Source organism: Merdibacter massiliensis (assembly GCF_900155395.1).
In the GTDB taxonomy this organism is placed as follows: Bacteria; Bacillota_I; Bacilli_A; order Erysipelotrichales; family Erysipelotrichaceae; genus Merdibacter; species Merdibacter massiliensis.
Genome location: NZ_LT699707.1, coordinates 25,905 through 45,437 on the forward strand (window position 1 = coordinate 25,905; position 19,533 = coordinate 45,437).

The following is a 19,533-nucleotide window of genomic DNA, read 5'->3' on the forward strand; positions in this document are numbered from 1 at the left end:
CCCTTTCTCTATCCTCTCCAAGTATAGCCCTTTGGGTCTGTCACCACATAGGAGCTGTGCATCTGCATCAGGTTCGGTTTCAGCCAGAAGCGGGTCTTGCCGGAACCGGAGCCACCGATCACCAGCACATTTTTGTTTCTGGCGGTCTTGGGGTCCTTGGGGCGGCTGTTCATGGTCAGGCTCTCGGTTTTAGTCAGAATCACATTGTTCTGGAACACCGGGTCGATGTAGGGTGCGATGTCCTCATGGGTGCCCCAGCGGGCGCTGCCATACTCCATACCGTGCCGGTACTTCTTGGCGTTCTTGCTTTTGAGATACACGGCCAATCGCAGGCCAGCGCCGCAGCACAGCCCCACCAGCAGGTCCAAAGGGTGCAGGCTGGGCCACCAGCTGGCCAGCGCCACCGGCAGCGTGGAGAAGAACGAAAGCATTTTTGCCGAAGCGTCCGCACCCACGGCCATCCGCCATCCTTCACCGAAGTTGGTTGCGAACAGCCCCATCAGGATATAGGGCATATTCAGCAAAAGGAGCTTTTTGATGTCAAGTTGCTTTTTCATCTTCATCGTTCCAGCTCCTTCCGCTTGTTCCGGTCCACAACGGCGTGTTTCACCAGCTCTTTGAACTGGCTCAGCTTTGCCAGCACGGACGGACGCTCTGTTTTCTGCGCCTTTCTGACCTTCTTGCCGGTGTACTCGGTAAAGGCAGCGGTCAGGGCATCCGCATCGCGGCCTTTGAAAAAGATCAGGTACTTGGGCGGGGAGCTGCTGCGGTCCTTCTTCACCGCATAGTCAACGCCGTATTTCCGGGCGATCTTTTCAAACTCCTTGATGGAGGGGTCGGTGATCTCGATGTTGGAAACGCCCTGATTCTGGCCGATCAGCTGCTTCACCGTCTGTTTGCCGTGGGGAATCACGGGGGTATCCCGGCTTTTCTGCTTTTGCAGCTTCTTTTCCTTGCGGTGGGCAAGGTACTTGGTGATGGCGGCCTTAAACAGCCGCCCGGTAAACTTTGTTCCGCTGACTACCAGCGTCAAAGTCCTGTTTTCCACTTCCTCCTGCATAGGTCATCGCCTCCTTTCCACGGATTTTGCAGGGGTGGCGCTTGATACTAAGGCGGGACCACCAGCCGCCGCAGCAGGTATTTCATCATGGCAGGCTCCTTTCAACGCAGCTGATCGGAGCGGTCATAGTACAGATGTCCCTGGCGCACCTTGGCATGGCTGAGAATCTTGATGTGGCCCTTTTCCTGGTTCTCCAGGCTTTTCTGGTATCCGGCCTCCGTCAGAAACAGGCGGGTCCGTTCGCCTTTCCAGCCCACCGGCGAATCGTGGGTCAGCACATCGAAGATAATCATGTGCCGGGTGTCCTCGGCAAACCGCTCCAAATCCATGTACTCATGGCCGTGGTAGTTCTGCGCCCCGGCCTTGAGCCGCATTTCCTCCATCAGCTGGCCCACGGTCTTACGCTCAGGCATGGCGCGCACCTCCTTTCCCGCGTCCCTGGCCTTTCACAGTCAGGATACCGTCCAGGGTGGTAGCGGTGATCCGCAGGCGCTCAGCGGTGGCGATGTCATTCTTCACGGTCTCGTCGATGCCGTGGCCGCAGACCACCAGCACATGGGACCGGCGCAGATAGTCTCGCGCCATATCCAGCCCGTCCTTGTGTTCCTGGGGAATCTCGTCCTTGAGGAAGGTGGACAAGAACAGAACCGGGCAGATGGGCGAATACCCGGCGTCGTACACCTGGCGGCAGTAGGTGGCAGCGTTCTCGGCGTTCTCATACTGGTTGTTGCTCCAGGGAGCCGTAATGTAGGCAAGAGGTCGTTTCATGGCAAAATCCTTTCTCCCGGTATTGCCGGGCAACAGAAAAGCGGCTGTTTACCAGCCGCCTGTGTTCATATCGTGATTGACTTGTACGGTGTAGTGATTGCTGATCGTGGTGGGCGCGTTGAACAGCACTGCAAGCAAATACTGTTTCATATTGCGGACCTCCGTGGTGTTTTTCTGCATACCGTCCATGACAAATCGGATATGCTCGCTATCCAGCTTCAAGAACCGGGAGCGCACGACTTCATGGGGAAAGTCGCTGCCAGCGATCCGAGTGGTTTTACGTTTGGCACAAACGGTCTCCACCATCAGCTCCACAATCTCGTCCAGGTCCTCACGGTAGGTCGAAAACTCTCTGCACAGATAGTCATACTCGATGTTCTCCAGAATCAATTCCCGATAATTTTCTATCTCTGAGACAGACATCGCATCCCTTCCTTTCCGTTCCGGCAGCTGTGCTGCCGCTGTTTCCCGGAAGGGAATGGAATCGGTACTTGCTCCATGAGTATTTTGTTTTTGAGTATTTGGTTTCTCTATATTTAATTCTGCGGGCTTTTCCGTATCCGGTTTATCCAGATACGGGTTTTCCGTATCTGGTGAAGCCGTATCTGGTACAGCCGTATCCGGCCTTGGCGTTTCTGGCTGCCTGGGCTGGGGTTTCTCATAAATCACATACTCGGTGTCGCTGATCCGGCCTTGTTGGTCCCGCAGCTGGTTCCGCACGATGTAACCGGCGGTTTCCAACTCCCGCAGCGCACTGCCGATGGCATCAACGCCCTCCTTGCAGATTTTCGCAAGTCCACGGGTAGTATAGTTCCAGTCATCAGGCAGGGATAACATCATGGAAAGAAGCCCCTTTGCCTTGAGGGATAGTTCGTGGTTCCGCAGGTGATGATTGCTCATCACGGTATAATCTTTGGTCCGTTCAATGCGAAAAACGGCCATTGACTTCACTCCTTTCTAATTTTAGGGCATGAAAAAAGCCACAATCCTTCGTGAAAAAGACTGTGGCTTTCAGCTGTTTTTGTTGTTCTGCCAGGGCCGGTAAGGACGCTTGTACTTCGGCGGATGACTGAACATCGGCTCATGCTCCGAAAACGGGAGGGTCTGCAAAACCCGGTCAATGTCGGTGGATTCCATATCATACTGGGACTGGCAACTTTCCCGGATGGCATCTTTGATGCTCTGGACAGTACACATATTCATTCCTTTCCTTTCGTAGTGATAATGAGTTTACGGGTGGCGGCGGCGCTTGTCCGGTTTGAAGTCGAGCACATGGCCCTCGATCACACGGGCATACCGCTTGATTTTGATTTCCCGACGCTTCTGGCTTACGAGGGCGGCCTGATACCCGTCCTCCGTAAGAAACAGCCGCATATCATCGCCGGGGCAGCCGTAGGAACAAGGGCGCTGAACGGAAAACTCGATCATCCAGCGGGTGCTGTCCTGAAAACGCTCTACGGCCAAGATATTGTGTCCTTTCAGCTCACGGGCTGAAATATCCCTCATAGGCGGCTCCTTTCATCGTTCCTGGTCTCTCTGGCGCTTCTTCTGCCACGCCTCCAGCAGTTTGATAATGGTTTCCTGCATCCGCTGGGGCGTATAGCTTTTGGGGAAATACTTCCGCAGGGTGTCGGAGGTGAAAGTCACTTTGTCGAGATCACTTTTCTTTTCCTCACCCATGATGACGCGCATCATATCGAGGGTCAGATGTCCCTCCTGGCTGTATTTCTTGAGTCGCTGAGCCTGGGAGAGAGAGGGGGTAGCCTGTTCGCTGTCCATCGCGTCCAGCAAATCCCGCTGTTCTTCTTTTTTGAGAAAGGACAGCTCATAAGCCGGATTGAGGGCGATTTTCTTTTCATCGACCATATCCAGCAGTTCGGGAATCAGCTCCGTCAGGCGGATATAGCGCTGCACCTGGTTCCTACTCGAACCAGCCTGCTGCGCCAACAATTCATCTGCACGCAACTTCGTCCCAAGTTGGGACGAAGTTAAGTCCCCCCGTGCGCCTTGGTGTTTCATAGCCTCCAGCTTCATCTTGTAAGCAAAGGCCCTTTCGCTGGGGAGCAGGCTTTCACGTTGTAAGTTGCTGTCCACCATGATGATAGTGGCAGCATCATCGTCCAGGTCTCGGACAATGACAGGCATGGTTTCTTTCTCGGCCAGCTCACTGGCCCGGTGCCGCCTGTGACCGGCAACCAGCTCATAGCCGCCCTCCGGGTCCGGGCGGGCGATCGCCGGAACCAGAACACCATACTGCCGAACGCTGTCGGCGGTCTCCATCATGGCCTCGTCATCCTTGACTTTGAAGGGATGCCCCTTAAATGGGTGCAGCTCAGACAGCGGAATTTCCTGTATCTTCTCCAGCTTGGCATCCTGGCGGCTTTCCTCGGTGGAAAACAAATCATCGTATGGAGCCAGCTCTACTTTTTTCGCGCTGCTTTTCAAGTTTTATCACCTCCTTGGTCAGATTCTTATAGCCCTCGGCCACCTTGCCATTAGGGTCATGGGCAAAAATGCTTTTGCCCTCGGCGCTGATCTCCTTTGCCCGGACAGAATGGGGAATCTCGGTGCCGAACACCTTGATTTTGCTGCCATAGGTCTCCCGCAGCAGGGCGGCAATCTCCTTGGCGAAGTTGGTGCGGTTGTCCACCATCGTCAGCAATATGCCGTCGATCTGGAGCTTGGGGTTGATCTGCCGCTTCACCTTGTTTACGGTCTGGAGCAGCTGTTCCAGGCCCTTGGCGGGCAGGTACTCCGCCTGAACGGGGATTATGACCCTGTTGGCGGCGGCCAGGGCGTTGACCGTGAGCATACCCAGGGATGGCTGGCAGTCAATCAGGATATGGGAATACTGTCCCTTGAGCGTGTCCAGATACTGCCGCAGGATGGTCTCTCGGCTCATGGCGTTCACCAGGGAGACCTCCATGCCGGAGAGCTGGATGTCTGCGGGCATCAGGTCAACGCCCTCCGGGTGGTGCAGGATACCCTCGCCGGGGCGCAGCGGCTCGTCCATCAGGATACGGCCCATCGCGTCGGACAGGGTAAAGGGCAGCTTGTCCGGCTGGGGGTGGCCCAGGCTGATGGTCAGGCTGCCTTGCGGGTCCCCGTCGATCAGCAGCACTTTCTTTCCGGCCTGCGCCAGCCCAATCCCCAGGTTCGCGCAGGTGGTTGTCTTGCCAACGCCGCCTTTCTGGTTGGCGATGGCGATGATTTGCGTGTTCAATGACTTCACCTCATTTCTGAATTGTTCTATGGCTTCTGGAAATAGAAAAAGCCGCCACTTCAAAAATTGAAAGTGACGGCCTTTTCTTATCCCGGAATGAAATTCCCCGGAAACGCAAAAAGCGCCCAGTAGAAAATACTGAGCGCTTGGCGATTAGATTTATTCTCTTTTGTTCAAATTAGGTCAAATTCAGACAAACCGTTTTCACGAAAAAGGTCTCTTGGAGATGTATAAATAAACATCCCCTTGGCATCCCAAAATCGCGTCTCGGTTGTCCTATTTTTTAACCCATAAGCCCTCTTTTTGGGGTGGTTGTCCACCATTTAACCCATAGAAAACGGGTTAAAAGAGGCTTCGTTCTGTCAAATTGCGTCAAACCATTTGAAAAGGAAAAACCCCGGAAACCGCGTAGTTCCGGGGTTTTTGACCACTTTTGATAAAGTTTAGCGCTTGCTGAACTGCGGAGCGCGACGGGCAGCCTTGAGGCCATATTTCTTACGTTCTTTAGCACGAGGGTCACGTGTTACGAATCCAGCTGCTTTTAATGCAGGACGATAGTCAGCACTTGCTTCCATCAAAGCACGTGTGATACCATGGCGCATTGCACCAGCCTGACCTGTGTAACCACCACCATAGACATTGATTTTGATATCAAATTGATCTAATGTTTCTGTCAATTCTAACGGTGAACGAACGACCATACGCAATGTTTCCAATGGTAAGTATTCTTCCAGCGTTTTTCCATTTACAACGATGCTTCCTTTTCCAGGAGTCATGAAGACACGAGCAACGGATGTCTTACGACGGCCTGTGCCAAGGTAAGTTACAGTATTCTTTTTAGTTGCCATCTCTTATCCTCCTATCCTTTGATAACCAGTTCTACTGGTTTCTGAGCTGCATGTGGATGTTCAGCACCTTTATAAACAAATAAATGTTTACGCTGTACATCACCTAATTTTGTATGCGGAAGCATACCTTGGATTGCACGTTCTACCCATTCCACTGTGTATTTTTCTTTCATTACACGAGCACTACGAACACGAAGTCCTCCTGCATATCCAGAGTGGTTGTAGTATTTCTCTGTATCCAATTTGTTTCCAGTCATTTCGATCTTGTCCGCATTGATTACGATTACATAATCACCGCAGTCTACGTTTGGTGTATAAGTAGGTTTATGTTTACCTCTTAATACAGTAGCTACTTCTGTAGCCAGACGACCTAAAGTCTTACCTGCACCATCCACGATATACCATGTACGTGTTACTTCAGCAGGTTTCGTCATAGTTGTTTGACGCATTACCTATTCCTCCTTGTGTTTGAGATTGTACCGGGTCTCAATAAAAGAGAGTTACGCCATTACGGCAGATATTATTTTATCTTTCTAATTCAAAAAAGTCAATGTTTATCGTATATTTTTCATTGTTTTTATCGTATATTTTTCAATGTTTTTGCATTCTTTATCGCTTGAAAATCCACCAGCGGCAACGTATCCGTGATTTGAATCCCTAACTGATGTAAAAATTGCAGTCCTTCATTTCGGAAGCCATCATCCATCAATGCACGCGGATCATGTGTATCTACTCCAATGATGGCAGTATTTCCTACTTCTGCAGCTACCTCCCAAAATGCATGATGAGGATAAGCCTCCTGATGCATGGATTGGTTGTATGCTGCTCCTGCAAGGTTATATTCCAATGGGATATGATAAGCTTTAGCACATTCACAGATAGCGTAATATGCTTTTTTCACTTCCGTATCCACCTCTTTGAATCCGCGCATAAATAACTCCGGATGGCAAAAATATGAATACATTCCTGTCTTCATTGCTGTAATGGCATCCTCCACGTATAATTTCAAAGATGCATGATCACGAATGCCGCCAAAATAAATACAATCACCTGTTGCTTTGTTTTCATCGCTTCGATAAAAATGATGGCCAAAGATAATATAATCAATTTTTTTCTCAACCAAAAAATCAAGCAGCCATTCTAAATACTCAGGAAAAAACTCACATTCAAAACCAATTTTGATTTCAATCTGATCTTTGTATTTTTCTCTTAATGCAGCAATACTGTTTATATAACCCTGCGCTTGTGATACTTTCATACGTGTGTGAGAAGTAAACTCTTTTTTATAATTCCATGGGGTATGATCTGAAAAACCCAATACTTCATAATGATTTTGAATAGCAGCTAAAACGTATTCTTCATCATTTCCACATGCGTGCATGCATCGTTTCGTATGTGTATGATAATTTGTCTTTCTCATTGTTTTACTCCTCACTTTCTTTATACCAGACTTTTACTAAATATAAGCCGCTTGCCGGCGCTTTATAACGACAGGCATGCTTATCTTTTGCTTTCAGTATCCATTCGACATCTTTTTCATCTAGACGGCCTCTTCCTGCCTCTATTAAAGTTCCAACGATCATACGAACCATATAACGCAAGAAACTATTCCCTTCCAAACAAAAACGTACTCCGTTGTCTTCTTTCAGCACATCACACTTATACAATGTGCGAATTCGTGATTTACGCGGATCGATCCGGCTGGAAGTAAAACTGGTAAAATCATGGGTGCCGATCAATTTATCTGCACAGCGCTGCATTCGATCTATATCTAATTGACCGTGATACAGTGCATAATAACGATGGTAAAAAGGATTCAGATCATCATAACTGACACGATACTCATATCGTTTTCGAATCGCATCAAAACGTGCATGAAAGTGTTCATTTACTTCCTTGGCTGCCAGTACACGAATATCTAAGGGCAACAAGGCATTCATCGCCCGTATCCAATGTTCTTCACCCATACAAATATCACTGTCAAAATGAATCACCTGGGCCAATGCATGGACCCCGCCATCTGTTCGTCCGCTTGCGGTTATCTCCACAGGGTGATGATGCAATCGTGCCAATGCCTCCATGACAACTGTCTCGATCCCTAATGCATTGATCTGCCGCTGCCATCCTGCATAATTGCTGCCATCATAACTCAATGTCATCTTTATGCGCATCCAAGAACTCCCATTACGATCATCATGACCAACAACAGCAATCCGCCAAACAATAAAGCAAAATCGTAATTTTTCATCTTTAATACTTTATAACGCGTCCTATTCTTTCCAGGTACATATCCTCTTGCTTCCATTGCATCGGCCAGCTGTACTGCACGGTCCCATGCCGAAACTAACAATGGCACCAATAATGAAAGAATTGCAGAAATTTTTTCCTTGATCGATCCGTTTTCCAAATCTACTCCACGGGAAGCCTGTGCTTTCATGATGCGCTGCGTTTCTTCGATCAATGTAGGAATGAAACGAAGGGCTATCGATATCATCATCGCAATTTCATGTGCAGGCAGACCAATTTTTTGAAATGGTTTTAATAAATCCTCAATACCCAAAGTGAGATCCAAAGGTTTTGTAGTTGCCGTTAGGATCGTTGTGATCGTCACCATCAAGGCCAAGCGAATCACGATATATAATGTTTGCGAGATTGCTCCGCTATAAATGCGAAAACTGCCCAGCGATAATACGACATATCCGTCATGTATTACTAAAATATTGATCACCAGCAGAAATACCAGCATGAACAACATCGGCCGCATGGCTCTCCAAACAAAAGATAGACGAAGCTTTGCCAGCAATGCTACCAAACATACAATAACGCCCAGCACGATATATCCACTATAACCGGCAGGAATGAAGATAGCGATCATAACCAATAACATCGCTGCGATCTTTGCACGTGGATCCATTTTATGTACGATCGAATTTAAGGGAAGATACTGTCCTAATGCGATATTATTCATGATCTTTTACCTCCTTTGCAACTTCTTTCGCCAAGTCTTCTACTGATAAAAGATCATTAGATAATTGAAACCCCTTTTTATTCAAAGCTTCTCTTAAACGAATGATGGCTGGCGGAGTTATACGCAAATCACTTAATATCGAAGGATCTTGAAAGAATTCCTGTACTGTCTGATGAAGACAGATCGTTCCATCTTTTACAACAACGACATTATCACAATAGCGTAGCACATGCTCCATATCATGCGTGACCAATAGAACCGTTTTATGAAACTCCCGATTCATCTTGACAAAAAGTTCCATCATTTCCCTAGCACCTTGCGGATCTAATCCAGCTGTCGGCTCATCTAAGACAAGGACATTTGGATCCATCGCTAAAATACCCGCAATCGCTACACGCCTTTTCTGTCCGCCTGATAATTCAAATGGAGAACGCTGTAAATATGTTTCTGGCAGCCCAACATAAGGAAGGACCTTTCTTGCCGTTGCACATGCTTCTTCTACTGTTGCGCCAAAGTTCTTCGGTCCAAAAGCGATATCTTTTTCTACAGTTTCTTCAAATAACTGATATTCAGGAAATTGAAACACCAAACCTACATTTTTACGCAGTTCTTTTAAATTCTTTGGTTTCTCTTTTGCCTGTATTAGATTCCCGCATACTTCTAATTCACCTTTTGTAGGTAACAGAAGTGCATTCAAGTGTTGAACCAAGGTAGATTTTCCGCTGCCGGTCTCTCCAATAATTGCGGTAATTTTATTCTCCTCGATATTTAAATCGATATTCTTTAATGCGGCATAAGAAAACGGTGTCCCGCTATTATAAGTATGTGCTACTCCCCGAAACGTAATCGACATAGTTCTTCCACCACTCTTTCCATTTGAATTTCTTCATGTAATTGGACTCCCTGCTGTTCCATGGCATGTACAAATTTTAATGCAAAAGGAACATCAAGATGCAGATCCACTAATTCTTTTTCTCTTTTCAATATCATTTGCGGTGTTCCATCCATGACTACTTTGCCGCCGCTCATTACAATTACATGATCACTATGTGCCATTTCCTCAATATCATGCGTAATCGATACGATAGTCATCTTTGATTCTTCATGGATTTTTTTGATCAATGCATTAATTTCAGTTTTTCCTTTTGGATCCAGCATACTGGTAGACTCATCAAAAATTAAAATTTGCGGAGCAATTGCTAATACGCTCGCTATTGCCACACGTTGTTTTTGTCCGCCCGAAAGCTTTGTAGGTTCACTGTTCAGATACTTGCTCATATTCACACGTTCTGCATAGTTTTCAATAATTTCCTGCATTTTCTCTTGAGGAACTTGATGATTTTCTAACCCAAAAGCAATATCATCCGCAACGGTTGCACCAATAAACTGGTTATCCGGATTCTGAAATACGATCCCGATTTTATTTCGTATATCGTACACACTGTCTTCGTTTAATTCTACACCATCTACGCGAATGTTTCCTGATTTAGCTTCCATCAATCCGATCAATAGTTTTGCAATGGTCGATTTGCCCGATCCATTATGGCCAACGATCGTTGTATAACTGCCTTCTTCAATTTGAAAACTCACGTCTTTCAACACATCTTCTTCTCCGTCATAAGAAAACGATAAATGTTCTACTTCTATCTTTTGCATGATCATCACCTCAAAGATTCAACTGTTTTATTATACACCACGAAACAGTGGAAAACAAACAATAAAAAGGAGGATCCATTCGTTTAGATCCCCTATTTTATCACTTTCCTCTAATACACCGGGTTGCAGTGCCATCCCTCGTATGTACCGTTTTGTTTTTTTGTTTCTTCATATAGGTAAAACACATGCTGAAGCATGATTTCATGATCCATTGGTGCGATATGCATGACAACAGCTACTTTTGGATCTTCTCCTTTTGTAACTACATATCCGCGCTTGATAACTGTCTCTTTGAAACTAGCTAATGCTGTTTCATCTGGAAATGACATTTGATGCTCTACCGGTCTTTCTGCGCTATGTATATCCCCTACAGCAGCAAGTGCAGAAATCGCATCCGTTACATTCTTTTCGATCTTTGCCTTTGTTTCGTCATCCATCACAAAGGGGGGTTGTGCATTCGCTTCCTCTTCTTTAAACGCAGGAATATCTACATCGACATCGGCAGCAGTAGACGCGCTGACATCATCAATATGCATATCATCAAAAGAATCTCCTTCTTCATCTAATAGCAATCCTTCATCCAGTTTTATGATCTCTTTTTTGTCTTTCTGCAGTTTATAAACTGCCAACGCAACTGCGCCACCAACTGCAGCAATTGCAGGAATTAGTCTTGAAAGTTTCATAAGTGTGACCTCCTCATTATTAATCTTATTGTATCACACTTCACATAGATAATTCGTGTGATTTATCTTTTTTTGGAAACTGCGATTCCATCTCCTATTTCATAGAATTGTGTTTCATATTTCTTATTCTCTTTTAAATAATCAATGTATAATTTGATCTTTCGTACCAATGCCCTCGTTGCTCTGCTCTTGGGAATCACTTCTCCGCTCACCATACCGTGAAATCCCAAATTATCAGACAGAATATATCCTCCTGTTTGCAAATATGGCTCATAACGTTCAAAGAAACGTATATACTGCGCCTTAGCAGCATCGATAAAGATCAGGTCATATCTTCCACTTACGCTGGCCTCTAATGCATCCGCTAGTTGTATGTTGATTTGGTTTTCCAATTTTGCTTCTTGTATATTTTGTTTTGCAAGATGATACCGCTCTTCATCCCGCTCGATCGTATCAACGTGAATATCATCTGCTAGCATTGCCATTCGAATTGCTGAATAACCAATGGCACTCCCAATTTCTAGAATATTTTTGCAATTTTGTTCGTCAATGAATCGCAATAAGAATTCAATACCGTCTTTCTCCATGATCGGTACATGATGTTCTTTTGCATATGCTTCCATCTTTTGAATTAGATCCATATCCTTCACTCCATTTCCCGGGCAATATGTATAAGTATAGCATAAAAAAGGGACACTTTCATGTCCCTATGATTCGTATAATTATTTAACGAATTCAACGATTGCCATTGGAGCAGCATCACCGCGACGAATACGTGTTTTGATCACACGTGTATATCCACCTTTACGATCTGCATATTTAGGAGCAATCTCACTGAATAATTTCTGCAAAGCAGTTGTTCCTTTTTCTTCATCAACAACTACGTTGCGAATATAAGCAGCTGCCTGACGACGTGCATGTAAGTCACCACGTTTTGCCAATGTAACAAGTTCATCCATTACACTGCTCAATTCTTTTGCTTTCATTTCAGTTGTTTCTATCTGTTCTGCTTCAATCAAAGAAGTAACCATGTTACGCAACAATGCTTTACGATGATCTGCAGTACGTCCTAATTTACGATTCCACATTTGGTAGTTAACCTCCTTCAGCCTTATTCATAAGATTTAAAGCTAAGACCCAATTCATAGATCTTATCTTTGACTTCTTTCAGTGATTTCTTGCCAAGGTTACGAACCCGCATCATTTCATCCTCTGTTTTTTGTGTCAATTCTTCAACCGTTTGAATACCTGCACGTTTTAAACAGTTATATGAACGAACGGATAAGTCCAAGTCTTCAATCATCATGACAAGTCCCTTGTTTTGAACTTCACCTTGTGCTTCCTTCATAACAGAATCCATATCATTGATCTGTTCATGAACGCTTGTTAAGATTTCCAAATGATCAATCAGGATCTTTGCAGCCCAAGCAACAGATTCAGCCGGAGTGATCGATCCATCTGTCGTGATCTCCAAGGTTACTTTGTCATATTTTGCATTTTGACCAACGCGTGTTGGTTCAGATAAATAAGATACTTTTTCCACTGGTGTATAAATTGCATCAGTATAAATAGTTCCCAATGGTTGGTTTTGTGTTTGATACAATGCTTTATTTGTATCTGCACTCACATAACCACGTCCAACACGGGCCTGCAATTCCATTTCAAGAACGCCGTCTTCTTCCAATGTGCAGATGTACTGATCTTTGCTCAGAACTTCAACACCTTCTGGACAAATGATATCAGCGCCAGTTACTTCACCTGGACCGCGTTTTGAAATGCGCAGTGTATATACCTCATCATCTTGGATCTTCAAGATTAATTTCTTGATATTCAAAATGATTGCCGTCACATCTTCTACAACCCCAGGAATAGCTGTAAATTCATGATATACGCCATCCATCTTGATTGCAAAAACGGCAGCTCCCGGTAAAGAGGAGAGCAAAACACGTCTCAGTGCGTTACCGATCGTTGTACCGAATCCACGTTCCAATGGTTCAAATACAAACTTACCGTAGTGTTCAGATTCTACGTATTCTTTTACTTCAAAATTTGCACGTTCGAATTTTTGCATACGATACCTCCTCAGCTAAGGTTTATTAACCACGTGGTCGTTTTGGTGGACGACATCCGTTGTGCGGGATTGGTGTTACATCATTGATCATAGTGATCTCAAGACCTGCTACCTGCAGAGCACGAACTGCTGCTTCACGTCCAGGACCTGGACCTTTTACGTTAACAGATACCTGTTTCATACCATTGTCAATAGCAGCTTTACCAGCAGCTTCTCCAGCCATCTGTGCTGCATATGGAGTAGATTTACGAGAACCTTTAAAGCCAAGTGCTCCAGCACTAGACCATGCTACAGCGTTCCCACTCTCATCTGTAATAGTGACGATAGTATTATTGAACGTTGAATGAATATGTGCACATCCGCGCGCTATATTCTTACGAACACGACGTTTACGAGATGTGGATTTTGTATTCTTTGCCATACTTTACTTCCTCCTATGTCGTCCTACTTCTTCTTGTTCGCTACTGTGCGGCTTGGGCCTTTACGAGTACGAGCATTTGTTTTTGTACGCTGTCCACGTACTGGCAGACCTTTACGATGACGGATACCACGATAGCATCCAATTTCCATCAAACGTTTGATGTTCAATGCAACTTCACGACGCAAATCACCTTCTACTTTGATTGCATCTACTTCTTTACGGATTGCATTTACTTGTTCGTCTGTCAGATCTTTTACACGGATATCCTCGCTGATCCCAGTTTTTGCTAAGATCTGTTCTGCTGTCGGACGACCGATACCATAAATATAAGTTAATGATACTACAACACGTTTGTCACGTGGAATATCAACTCCTGCAATACGAGCCATATTGGTTTATACCTCCATTAGTTTCCTTGTCTTTGTTTATGTTTTGGATTTTCACAAATAACCATTACGCGACCTTTACGTTTAATTACACGGCATTTATCGCACATTGGTTTGACAGATGGTCTTACTTTCATTTGTCTTCCTCCTTGTATTCACGACTATTTATGTCGGAATGTTATACGCCCACGTGTTAAATCATAAGGCGAGATTTCAACAGTTACACGATCCCCTGGTAAAATGCGGATGTAATGCATACGGATTTTACCAGAAACGTGAGCCAGTATTTCGTGTCCATTTGCTAATCTCACTTTGAACATTGCATTTGGCAGTGTATCGATGACTTCGCCATCGATTTCGATCACATCTTGTTTACCCATTCTCTGGATGTTCCTCCTTTATCAGTGTAGTGAGTATTTCATACCCATTGTTTGTTATTGCGATTGTATGTTCGTAATGTGCGGCTTTTGCTCCATCTTTGGTAATTACGCCCCAGCCATCCTTCAATACTCTCGTTTGTGGTCGTCCTGCTAGAACCATTGGTTCAACAGCAATCGTCATGCCTGGCTTTAAGATCACTCCATAGCCTGCAGGACCAAAATTCGGAACCGCCGGATCCTCATGTATGTTTTTTCCGACGCCATGTCCTGTATAATCTCTTGGAATTGAGTAGCCATGCGCAAACACAAACTCGCCAATTGCATGAGATATATCAGTTAAACGATTCCCCGCTTTTGCATATTTTAAACCTTCAAACAAAGAAGCTTCACTGATCTGCATCAACCTTTGATCCGCTTCATCGATCACTCCTACAGCATATGTCCAAGCGGAATCGCCATGGTACCCTTGATAACAGGCCCCAATATCGACTGAAACAATGTCTCCCTCTTTTAATATGGTATCATCTGGAATACCGTGAACCAAAAGAGAGTTAACGGAAATACATGTAGCCGCAGGAAAGCCATACAGACCTTTAAAGGAAGGTATGGCTCCCGCTTTTACAATGACGTCCTCACATAACGCATTTAATTGTTTTGTCGTCATGCCGGGACGAATATTGCAATGGACACATTCGTGTGCTAAAGCTACGATTCGTCCTGCTTCACGCATTTTCTGTAGTTCACCGGCTGTTTTTAGATGGATCATTTCTTACTCCGCATCTAACGCAGCCTGCACATCCTGCCAAACTTGTTCGATTGGCTGATCAGCGTTAATATGCTTTACTATTCCTTTTTTGTCATAGTAATCCAATACAGGTTGTGTTTGTTTTGTATATTCATCTAAACGAACTTTCAAACTTTCTTCTGTATCATCTTTACGCTGATAAAGTTCTCCACCACAAACATCACAAACTCCTTCTTTTTTTGGAGGTTTTGTAGTTAAGTGATAGATCTCACCACAGTTTTTACATAAGCGACGTCCTGTGATACGACCTGCTAAAACAGAGAAATCCAATTCCATTGCAATTACTTTATCAATTGCAAGATCAGTTCCTTCGCTTAATTCATTAAATGCTAATGCCTGATCCAATGTTCTTGGATAACCATCCAATAAAAAGCCATTTTTGCGATCTGTTAGATTTTCTAAATAACTTTTAACCATTTTATTGGTTACTTCATCCGGCACTAACAACCCTTTATCCATATAACTTTTTGCTAACATTCCCAGCTCTGTCTGATTACCGATTTCGCTGCGGAAGATATCACCTGTAGAAATATGGTTGATATTGTACTTTTCTACGATTTTTGCGGACATTGTACCTTTTCCAGCACCAGGTCCGCCCATGATCAAGATATTCATTTGATACACCTTCTTCTAATTTTATTCAAAGAAACGCTTATAAGATTTCTGCGTCATTTGACCCTCTAACTGTTTTACAGTTTCAAGCGCTACACCGACAACGATGATGATACCAGTTCCACCAATTCCCATTGAGCTCGGCAAACTTGTGAACAATGGAATTGCGTGCGGCAATACGGAAATAAAGGCCAGACCGATCGAACCTAAAACAGTGATTCGGCATAAAACTTTATTTACATATTCTTTTGTCTCATTGCCTGGGCGAATACCTGGAATATACGTTCCGGATTTACCCAAATTCTCTGCTATTTTAGCAGGATCGATCTGCAGCTTTGTGTAGAAGAATGTAAACAGAATGATCAATACGACATAAATGCACAAACTCCAGCCATTCTTCATGCCTAAAAAGTAATTCATTCCTTGAATGAAACTGTTTGAAGGGAAGAAACTAGCTATTTGAATTGGCGCCATCATGATCGCGTTAGCAAAAATGACTGGAATGACGCTCGCTGAATTTATCTTCAACGGCAAATATGTCATATCCTTACGTCTGTTTGTAATCGTGCTTGAAGTATATTGAATTGGAATCTTTCTTTCCGCTAAATTCATAAATACAACAAATACGATGATCAACAGATAGCACAAAATATAAAGGGCAAAGCTTAAGAGTCCACTAAACGCTGCACTGCCGGCATCTGAACCAACCAAAGTTGTCCACATAGAAGATACCTGATTTGGCAAACGACCTACGATACCAGCAAAAATGATGATAGATACACCATTGCCGATACCTTTTAAAGAAATACGATCGCCCAACCATAACAAGAACATGCTGCCGGCTGTAAAGATCGTTGCGATATACAAGATCTTTGACATAGTTGCTCCGCCGTCGATCAACGTTGAATATTGATTGGAGAATCCCCATACTAAGAAACCAGCTTGTACAAAACCGAGAACAACAGCCATATAACGAGTGTATCGATCCAACTGTTTTCTTCCTTTTGCACCGCCTTTAGCTAATTCGCTCAGCGGAGGAATAACATCCATCGAAAGCAACTGAATAATGATCGATGCTGTGATGTATGGTGTAACGCCTAGTGCGAAGACAGAGAACTGTTCCAGCCCTCCGCCTCCTAATAAGCTTATCATAGTAAACAGGGTGTTGTCACCCATTCCTTGCACTAAATCTGAAGTATTTACTCCAGGAACAGTAAGTGCAGAACCCATACGGAAGATAAAGAGTACCAACAATGTATATAAGATACGTTTTCGAATATCTTTATTTTTGATCATTGCGGTAAACTTGCTAAACATATTAGATTACCTCTGCTTTTCCGCCTGCATTCTCAATCGCTGCAATTGCGCTCTTGGAAAATTTATTTGCTTTTACAGTCAGTTTCTTTTCCAATGTTCCTTCACCCAAGATCTTGATACCATTTAATTCTTTTTTTACAAGACCGGCTTCGATCAACAATTCTGGAGTAACTTCTGCACCGTCTTCAAAACGATTCAAGCTATCCAGATTAACGATTGCATATTCTTTGCGAGCAAAGTTTGTGAAGCCGCGCTTAGGCAAACGTCTTGCTAATGGTGTTTGACCACCTTCAAATCCAAGACGAACTCCTCCGCCACTTCTTGCTTTCTGACCTTTTTGTCCACGGCCAGCTGTTTTACCATTTCCGGAACCTTGTCCACGTCCAACACGATTACGTGTCTGACGAGAACCTTCCGTATATTTCAATTCATGTAGTTTCATTTTCAATCCTCCTGCTAACCGCGAATTTCTTCTGGTTTTTTACCACGAAGGCGAGCAATGTCTTCTACTGTCTTCAAATTCTGCAATGCATCTACTGTCGCACGCACCATGTTGATTGGTGTACGGCTTCCGATACATTTTGATAAGATATCACTGATTCCAGCTAATTCTAATACGGCACGCACAGCACCACCGGCGATAACTCCGGTACCTTCGCTAGCTGGACGCAGGAAGACCTCACCTGCACCATAAATACCAGTAATTTCATGAGGAATGGTCGTTCCGATGATCGGAACACGGAACAGGTTCTTCTTTGCATCTTCTTCAGCTTTACGAATTGCATCAGGAACCTCGTTTGCTTTACCAGTTCCAAAACCAACACGTCCTTTTTTATCTCCGATAACTACAAGAGCAGCGAAGCGGAAACGACGTCCACCTTTAACTACTTTGGTTACACGGTTGATCGTTACGACACGTGTCTCAAATTCTTTTTCGCGATCACGATCTCTTCTTGGTTTGCGTTCCATTCGCATGACCTCCCTTAAAATTTCAGGCCGGCTTCTCTAGCCGCCTCAGCTACTGCTTTTACACGTCCAGTGTAAATATATCCGCCACGGTCAAATACCACATTTGTAATATTCTTCTCCAAAGCACGCTCAGCAATTGCCTTACCAACAGCTTTTGCAGCTTCGATGTTACCGCCATTTGCTAATTTCAATTCAACGCTGCTAGCAGATACCAGCGTATTTCCATTTACATCGTCAATAATCTGTACATGGATATGTGCATTAGAACGGAATACGTTCAAACGTGGGCATTCAGGTGTACCACTGATTTTTCTACGTACACGTACGTGACGACGAATTCTTTCATCATTTCTAGATACTTTCTTAAGCATAGTACATAATCTCCTTTCCCACTACTATTTCTTACCAGCAGTTTTACCTTCCTTACGACGAATGTGCTCATCTTTGTAACGAACACCTTTGCCCTTGTAAGGTTCAGGTTTACGGCTAGCACGAACATTTGCAGCATATTCACCAACTAATTGCTTATCAATACCGGAAATTTCGATATCCGTTGCAGAAGTACATTTTACTTCAATACCATCGATAATATCGAATTCAACCGGATGAGAATATCCGATATTCAGCACTAATTTCTTACCACTTACCTGTGAACGGAAACCAATACCTACTAACTGCAATTCTTTTTTGAAACCTTCACTTACACCAACCACCATATTGTGGATCAATGCACGTGTTGTACCATGTAACTGTTTTGTCTGTTTTTCATCGTTTGGACGAGTAACATTACAAATGTTTCCATCAACATTAATTCCTAATATTGGTGAAAATTGACGAGTTAAAGTACCCTTTGGGCCTTTAACAGTCACCTCATTGCCAGCAGCAACAGTTACTTCAACGCATGCTGGAATGGTAATCGCTTTATTACCGATACGTGACATTTTCTATTTACCTCCGCTTATTACCACACGTAAGCGACTACTTCGCCGCCAACATGTTTTGCTTTTGCTTCTTTATCTGTCATCAGACCATGAGAAGTAGAGATGATTGCGATACCTAAACCATTTAATACACGTGGCATATTTTCTACCTGTGCATAAACACGAAGACCTGGTTTTGAGATACGCTTTAATCCATTGATGACCTTTTCTTTGTTAGGTCCATATTTCAATGTAATTGTAATTGTCTTCTTCACATCACCCTCAACAGCGTAGTCAGTGATGAATCCTTCATCTTTCAGGATCTTGGCAATTGCCTTTTTTTCCTTGCTTGCAGGCATGGATACTGTCTCGTGACGAGCCTGTAACCCGTTACGGATTCTTGTCAGCATGTCCGCGATTGGATCTGTCATAATCATGACTGTATT

30 protein-coding genes and 1 pseudogene are annotated in these 19,533 nt (G+C 44.3%); all 31 read right to left on the bottom strand.

Annotation, left to right across the window (positions count from 1 at the left end; translation table 11 throughout):
- Positions 1-26 precede the first annotated feature (26 nt).
- Positions 27-557, bottom strand: a pseudogene (locus BQ9859_RS00560) (type IV secretory system conjugative DNA transfer family protein); the annotation flags it as partial.
- Positions 558-559: 2 nt separating this feature from the next.
- Complete coding sequence (locus tag BQ9859_RS00565; RefSeq protein WP_002576352.1) at positions 560-1,060, bottom strand: PcfB family protein; 501 nt, start codon at positions 1,058-1,060, stop codon at positions 560-562.
- Positions 1,061-1,161: 101 nt separating this feature from the next.
- Positions 1,162-1,473 (bottom strand): DUF5720 family protein, encoded by a 312-nt coding sequence (locus tag BQ9859_RS00570; protein ID WP_002576353.1) that lies wholly within the window; start codon positions 1,471-1,473, stop codon positions 1,162-1,164.
- Complete coding sequence (locus tag BQ9859_RS00575) at positions 1,466-1,828, bottom strand: DUF7768 domain-containing protein (protein ID WP_002576354.1); 363 nt, start codon at positions 1,826-1,828, stop codon at positions 1,466-1,468. The genes BQ9859_RS00570 and BQ9859_RS00575 overlap by 8 nt, the downstream gene beginning before the upstream one ends.
- Before the next feature lie 48 nt (positions 1,829-1,876).
- The gene (locus BQ9859_RS00580) at positions 1,877-2,770 is read right to left on the bottom strand and encodes a DUF6017 domain-containing protein (protein ID WP_002576355.1); all 894 of its coding nucleotides are present in this window, start codon (positions 2,768-2,770) and stop codon (positions 1,877-1,879) included.
- A 288-nt stretch (positions 2,771-3,058) separates the two neighbouring features.
- A complete protein-coding gene (locus BQ9859_RS00590; protein WP_002576357.1) occupies positions 3,059-3,334 on the bottom strand; it encodes a DUF5720 family protein in 276 nt (91 codons plus the stop codon).
- Positions 3,335-3,346: 12 nt separating this feature from the next.
- Positions 3,347-4,273: a ParB/RepB/Spo0J family partition protein gene (locus BQ9859_RS00595; protein ID WP_002576358.1), complete on the bottom strand. Its 927-nt coding sequence runs from the start codon at positions 4,271-4,273 to the stop codon at positions 3,347-3,349.
- Positions 4,230-5,051: a ParA family protein gene (locus BQ9859_RS00600; RefSeq protein ID WP_002576359.1), complete on the bottom strand. Its 822-nt coding sequence runs from the start codon at positions 5,049-5,051 to the stop codon at positions 4,230-4,232. Before BQ9859_RS00600 ends, BQ9859_RS00595 begins: the two co-directional genes overlap by 44 nt.
- Before the next feature lie 443 nt (positions 5,052-5,494).
- Positions 5,495-5,899, bottom strand: a complete 405-nt coding sequence (rpsI, locus tag BQ9859_RS00605) for a 30S ribosomal protein S9 (RefSeq protein WP_075876255.1) — start codon at positions 5,897-5,899, stop codon at positions 5,495-5,497.
- Between the two features lie 11 nt (positions 5,900-5,910).
- On the bottom strand, positions 5,911-6,348 hold the full coding sequence (gene rplM, locus BQ9859_RS00610; RefSeq protein ID WP_075876256.1) for a 50S ribosomal protein L13: 438 nt from the start codon (positions 6,346-6,348) through the stop codon (positions 5,911-5,913).
- Between the two features lie 128 nt (positions 6,349-6,476).
- Positions 6,477-7,319, bottom strand: a complete 843-nt coding sequence (locus BQ9859_RS00615; RefSeq protein ID WP_075876257.1) for a histidinol-phosphatase — start codon at positions 7,317-7,319, stop codon at positions 6,477-6,479.
- A gap of 4 nt (positions 7,320-7,323) precedes the next feature.
- Positions 7,324-8,070, bottom strand: coding sequence for a tRNA pseudouridine(38-40) synthase TruA (gene truA, locus BQ9859_RS00620; protein ID WP_075876258.1), 747 nt, complete (start codon positions 8,068-8,070; stop codon positions 7,324-7,326).
- Positions 8,061-8,867, bottom strand: coding sequence for an energy-coupling factor transporter transmembrane component T family protein (locus BQ9859_RS00625; protein ID WP_075876259.1), 807 nt, complete (start codon positions 8,865-8,867; stop codon positions 8,061-8,063). The genes truA and BQ9859_RS00625 overlap by 10 nt, the downstream gene beginning before the upstream one ends.
- On the bottom strand, positions 8,860-9,720 hold the full coding sequence (locus BQ9859_RS00630) for an energy-coupling factor transporter ATPase (RefSeq protein ID WP_075876260.1): 861 nt from the start codon (positions 9,718-9,720) through the stop codon (positions 8,860-8,862). The genes BQ9859_RS00625 and BQ9859_RS00630 overlap by 8 nt, the downstream gene beginning before the upstream one ends.
- On the bottom strand, positions 9,696-10,523 hold the full coding sequence (locus BQ9859_RS00635; RefSeq protein WP_075876261.1) for an energy-coupling factor transporter ATPase: 828 nt from the start codon (positions 10,521-10,523) through the stop codon (positions 9,696-9,698). Before BQ9859_RS00635 ends, BQ9859_RS00630 begins: the two co-directional genes overlap by 25 nt.
- Positions 10,524-10,633: 110 nt before the next feature.
- Positions 10,634-11,206, bottom strand: coding sequence for a ribonuclease E inhibitor RraB (locus BQ9859_RS00640; protein WP_075876262.1), 573 nt, complete (start codon positions 11,204-11,206; stop codon positions 10,634-10,636).
- A gap of 62 nt (positions 11,207-11,268) precedes the next feature.
- Positions 11,269-11,847 carry an O-methyltransferase gene (locus BQ9859_RS00645; RefSeq protein WP_075876263.1) on the bottom strand — a complete coding sequence of 193 codons (579 nt, stop codon included), beginning with the start codon at positions 11,845-11,847 and terminating at the stop codon, positions 11,269-11,271.
- 81 nt (positions 11,848-11,928) lie between these two features.
- Positions 11,929-12,294: a 50S ribosomal protein L17 gene (gene rplQ, locus BQ9859_RS00650; protein WP_075876264.1), complete on the bottom strand. Its 366-nt coding sequence runs from the start codon at positions 12,292-12,294 to the stop codon at positions 11,929-11,931.
- A 23-nt stretch (positions 12,295-12,317) separates the two neighbouring features.
- Entirely contained in the window at positions 12,318-13,277 is a 960-nt protein-coding gene (locus BQ9859_RS00655) for a DNA-directed RNA polymerase subunit alpha (protein ID WP_075876265.1), read from the bottom strand.
- A gap of 25 nt (positions 13,278-13,302) precedes the next feature.
- Complete coding sequence (gene rpsK, locus BQ9859_RS00660; RefSeq protein ID WP_075876266.1) at positions 13,303-13,698, bottom strand: 30S ribosomal protein S11; 396 nt, start codon at positions 13,696-13,698, stop codon at positions 13,303-13,305.
- 23 nt (positions 13,699-13,721) lie between these two features.
- The gene (gene rpsM / locus BQ9859_RS00665) at positions 13,722-14,087 is read right to left on the bottom strand and encodes a 30S ribosomal protein S13 (protein ID WP_075876267.1); all 366 of its coding nucleotides are present in this window, start codon (positions 14,085-14,087) and stop codon (positions 13,722-13,724) included.
- A 17-nt stretch (positions 14,088-14,104) separates the two neighbouring features.
- Positions 14,105-14,221, bottom strand: coding sequence for a 50S ribosomal protein L36 (gene rpmJ / locus BQ9859_RS00670; RefSeq protein WP_075876268.1), 117 nt, complete (start codon positions 14,219-14,221; stop codon positions 14,105-14,107).
- Positions 14,222-14,245: 24 nt separating this feature from the next.
- Entirely contained in the window at positions 14,246-14,464 is a 219-nt protein-coding gene (infA, locus tag BQ9859_RS00675) for a translation initiation factor IF-1 (RefSeq protein ID WP_075876269.1), read from the bottom strand.
- Positions 14,457-15,230 (bottom strand): type I methionyl aminopeptidase, encoded by a 774-nt coding sequence (gene map, locus BQ9859_RS00680; protein WP_075876270.1) that lies wholly within the window; start codon positions 15,228-15,230, stop codon positions 14,457-14,459. The genes infA and map overlap by 8 nt, the downstream gene beginning before the upstream one ends.
- 3 nt (positions 15,231-15,233) lie before the next feature.
- Positions 15,234-15,884 carry an adenylate kinase gene (locus BQ9859_RS00685; RefSeq protein WP_075876271.1) on the bottom strand — a complete coding sequence of 217 codons (651 nt, stop codon included), beginning with the start codon at positions 15,882-15,884 and terminating at the stop codon, positions 15,234-15,236.
- Positions 15,885-15,905: 21 nt separating this feature from the next.
- On the bottom strand, positions 15,906-17,198 hold the full coding sequence (gene secY / locus BQ9859_RS00690; protein ID WP_075876272.1) for a preprotein translocase subunit SecY: 1,293 nt from the start codon (positions 17,196-17,198) through the stop codon (positions 15,906-15,908).
- Position 17,199: 1 nt separating this feature from the next.
- On the bottom strand, positions 17,200-17,640 hold the full coding sequence (gene rplO, locus BQ9859_RS00695) for a 50S ribosomal protein L15 (RefSeq protein ID WP_075876273.1): 441 nt from the start codon (positions 17,638-17,640) through the stop codon (positions 17,200-17,202).
- Between the two features lie 14 nt (positions 17,641-17,654).
- Positions 17,655-18,167, bottom strand: a complete 513-nt coding sequence (gene rpsE / locus BQ9859_RS00700) for a 30S ribosomal protein S5 (RefSeq protein ID WP_075876274.1) — start codon at positions 18,165-18,167, stop codon at positions 17,655-17,657.
- Positions 18,168-18,181: 14 nt separating this feature from the next.
- A complete protein-coding gene (gene rplR / locus BQ9859_RS00705; protein ID WP_075876275.1) occupies positions 18,182-18,538 on the bottom strand; it encodes a 50S ribosomal protein L18 in 357 nt (118 codons plus the stop codon).
- A gap of 24 nt (positions 18,539-18,562) precedes the next feature.
- Positions 18,563-19,108 (bottom strand): 50S ribosomal protein L6, encoded by a 546-nt coding sequence (gene rplF, locus BQ9859_RS00710; RefSeq protein WP_075876276.1) that lies wholly within the window; start codon positions 19,106-19,108, stop codon positions 18,563-18,565.
- A 20-nt stretch (positions 19,109-19,128) separates the two neighbouring features.
- Positions 19,129-19,524, bottom strand: coding sequence for a 30S ribosomal protein S8 (gene rpsH / locus BQ9859_RS00715; RefSeq protein ID WP_075876277.1), 396 nt, complete (start codon positions 19,522-19,524; stop codon positions 19,129-19,131).
- Positions 19,525-19,533: the final 9 nt, after the last annotated feature.

Excerpts from the sequence above, each read along its gene's own strand:
- BQ9859_RS00565 (WP_002576352.1), bottom strand. The coding sequence starts at position 1,060 with ATGCAGGAGGAAGTGGAAAACAGGACTTTGACGCTGGTAGTCAGCGGA.
- BQ9859_RS00570 (WP_002576353.1), bottom strand. The coding sequence starts at position 1,473 with ATGCCTGAGCGTAAGACCGTGGGCCAGCTGATGGAGGAAATGCGGCTC.
- BQ9859_RS00575 (WP_002576354.1), bottom strand. The coding sequence starts at position 1,828 with ATGAAACGACCTCTTGCCTACATTACGGCTCCCTGGAGCAACAACCAG.
- BQ9859_RS00580 (WP_002576355.1), bottom strand. The coding sequence starts at position 2,770 with ATGGCCGTTTTTCGCATTGAACGGACCAAAGATTATACCGTGATGAGC.
- BQ9859_RS00590 (WP_002576357.1), bottom strand. The coding sequence starts at position 3,334 with ATGAGGGATATTTCAGCCCGTGAGCTGAAAGGACACAATATCTTGGCC.
- rpsI (WP_075876255.1), bottom strand. The coding sequence starts at position 5,899 with ATGGCAACTAAAAAGAATACTGTAACTTACCTTGGCACAGGCCGTCGT.
- rplM (WP_075876256.1), bottom strand. The coding sequence starts at position 6,348 with ATGCGTCAAACAACTATGACGAAACCTGCTGAAGTAACACGTACATGG.
- BQ9859_RS00615 (WP_075876257.1), bottom strand. The coding sequence starts at position 7,319 with ATGAGAAAGACAAATTATCATACACATACGAAACGATGCATGCACGCA.
- truA (WP_075876258.1), bottom strand. The coding sequence starts at position 8,070 with ATGCGCATAAAGATGACATTGAGTTATGATGGCAGCAATTATGCAGGA.
- BQ9859_RS00625 (WP_075876259.1), bottom strand. The coding sequence starts at position 8,867 with ATGAATAATATCGCATTAGGACAGTATCTTCCCTTAAATTCGATCGTA.
- BQ9859_RS00630 (WP_075876260.1), bottom strand. The coding sequence starts at position 9,720 with ATGTCGATTACGTTTCGGGGAGTAGCACATACTTATAATAGCGGGACA.
- BQ9859_RS00635 (WP_075876261.1), bottom strand. The coding sequence starts at position 10,523 with ATGCAAAAGATAGAAGTAGAACATTTATCGTTTTCTTATGACGGAGAA.
- BQ9859_RS00640 (WP_075876262.1), bottom strand. The coding sequence starts at position 11,206 with ATGAAACTTTCAAGACTAATTCCTGCAATTGCTGCAGTTGGTGGCGCA.
- BQ9859_RS00645 (WP_075876263.1), bottom strand. The coding sequence starts at position 11,847 with ATGGATCTAATTCAAAAGATGGAAGCATATGCAAAAGAACATCATGTA.
- rplQ (WP_075876264.1), bottom strand. The coding sequence starts at position 12,294 with ATGTGGAATCGTAAATTAGGACGTACTGCAGATCATCGTAAAGCATTG.
- BQ9859_RS00655 (WP_075876265.1), bottom strand. The coding sequence starts at position 13,277 with ATGCAAAAATTCGAACGTGCAAATTTTGAAGTAAAAGAATACGTAGAA.
- rpsK (WP_075876266.1), bottom strand. The coding sequence starts at position 13,698 with ATGGCAAAGAATACAAAATCCACATCTCGTAAACGTCGTGTTCGTAAG.
- rpsM (WP_075876267.1), bottom strand. The coding sequence starts at position 14,087 with ATGGCTCGTATTGCAGGAGTTGATATTCCACGTGACAAACGTGTTGTA.
- rpmJ (WP_075876268.1), bottom strand. The coding sequence starts at position 14,221 with ATGAAAGTAAGACCATCTGTCAAACCAATGTGCGATAAATGCCGTGTA.
- infA (WP_075876269.1), bottom strand. The coding sequence starts at position 14,464 with ATGGGTAAACAAGATGTGATCGAAATCGATGGCGAAGTCATCGATACA.
- map (WP_075876270.1), bottom strand. The coding sequence starts at position 15,230 with ATGATCCATCTAAAAACAGCCGGTGAACTACAGAAAATGCGTGAAGCA.
- BQ9859_RS00685 (WP_075876271.1), bottom strand. The coding sequence starts at position 15,884 with ATGAATATCTTGATCATGGGCGGACCTGGTGCTGGAAAAGGTACAATG.
- secY (WP_075876272.1), bottom strand. The coding sequence starts at position 17,198 with ATGTTTAGCAAGTTTACCGCAATGATCAAAAATAAAGATATTCGAAAA.
- rplO (WP_075876273.1), bottom strand. The coding sequence starts at position 17,640 with ATGAAACTACATGAATTGAAATATACGGAAGGTTCTCGTCAGACACGT.
- rpsE (WP_075876274.1), bottom strand. The coding sequence starts at position 18,167 with ATGGAACGCAAACCAAGAAGAGATCGTGATCGCGAAAAAGAATTTGAG.
- rplR (WP_075876275.1), bottom strand. The coding sequence starts at position 18,538 with ATGCTTAAGAAAGTATCTAGAAATGATGAAAGAATTCGTCGTCACGTA.
- rplF (WP_075876276.1), bottom strand. The coding sequence starts at position 19,108 with ATGTCACGTATCGGTAATAAAGCGATTACCATTCCAGCATGCGTTGAA.
- rpsH (WP_075876277.1), bottom strand. The coding sequence starts at position 19,524 with ATGATTATGACAGATCCAATCGCGGACATGCTGACAAGAATCCGTAAC.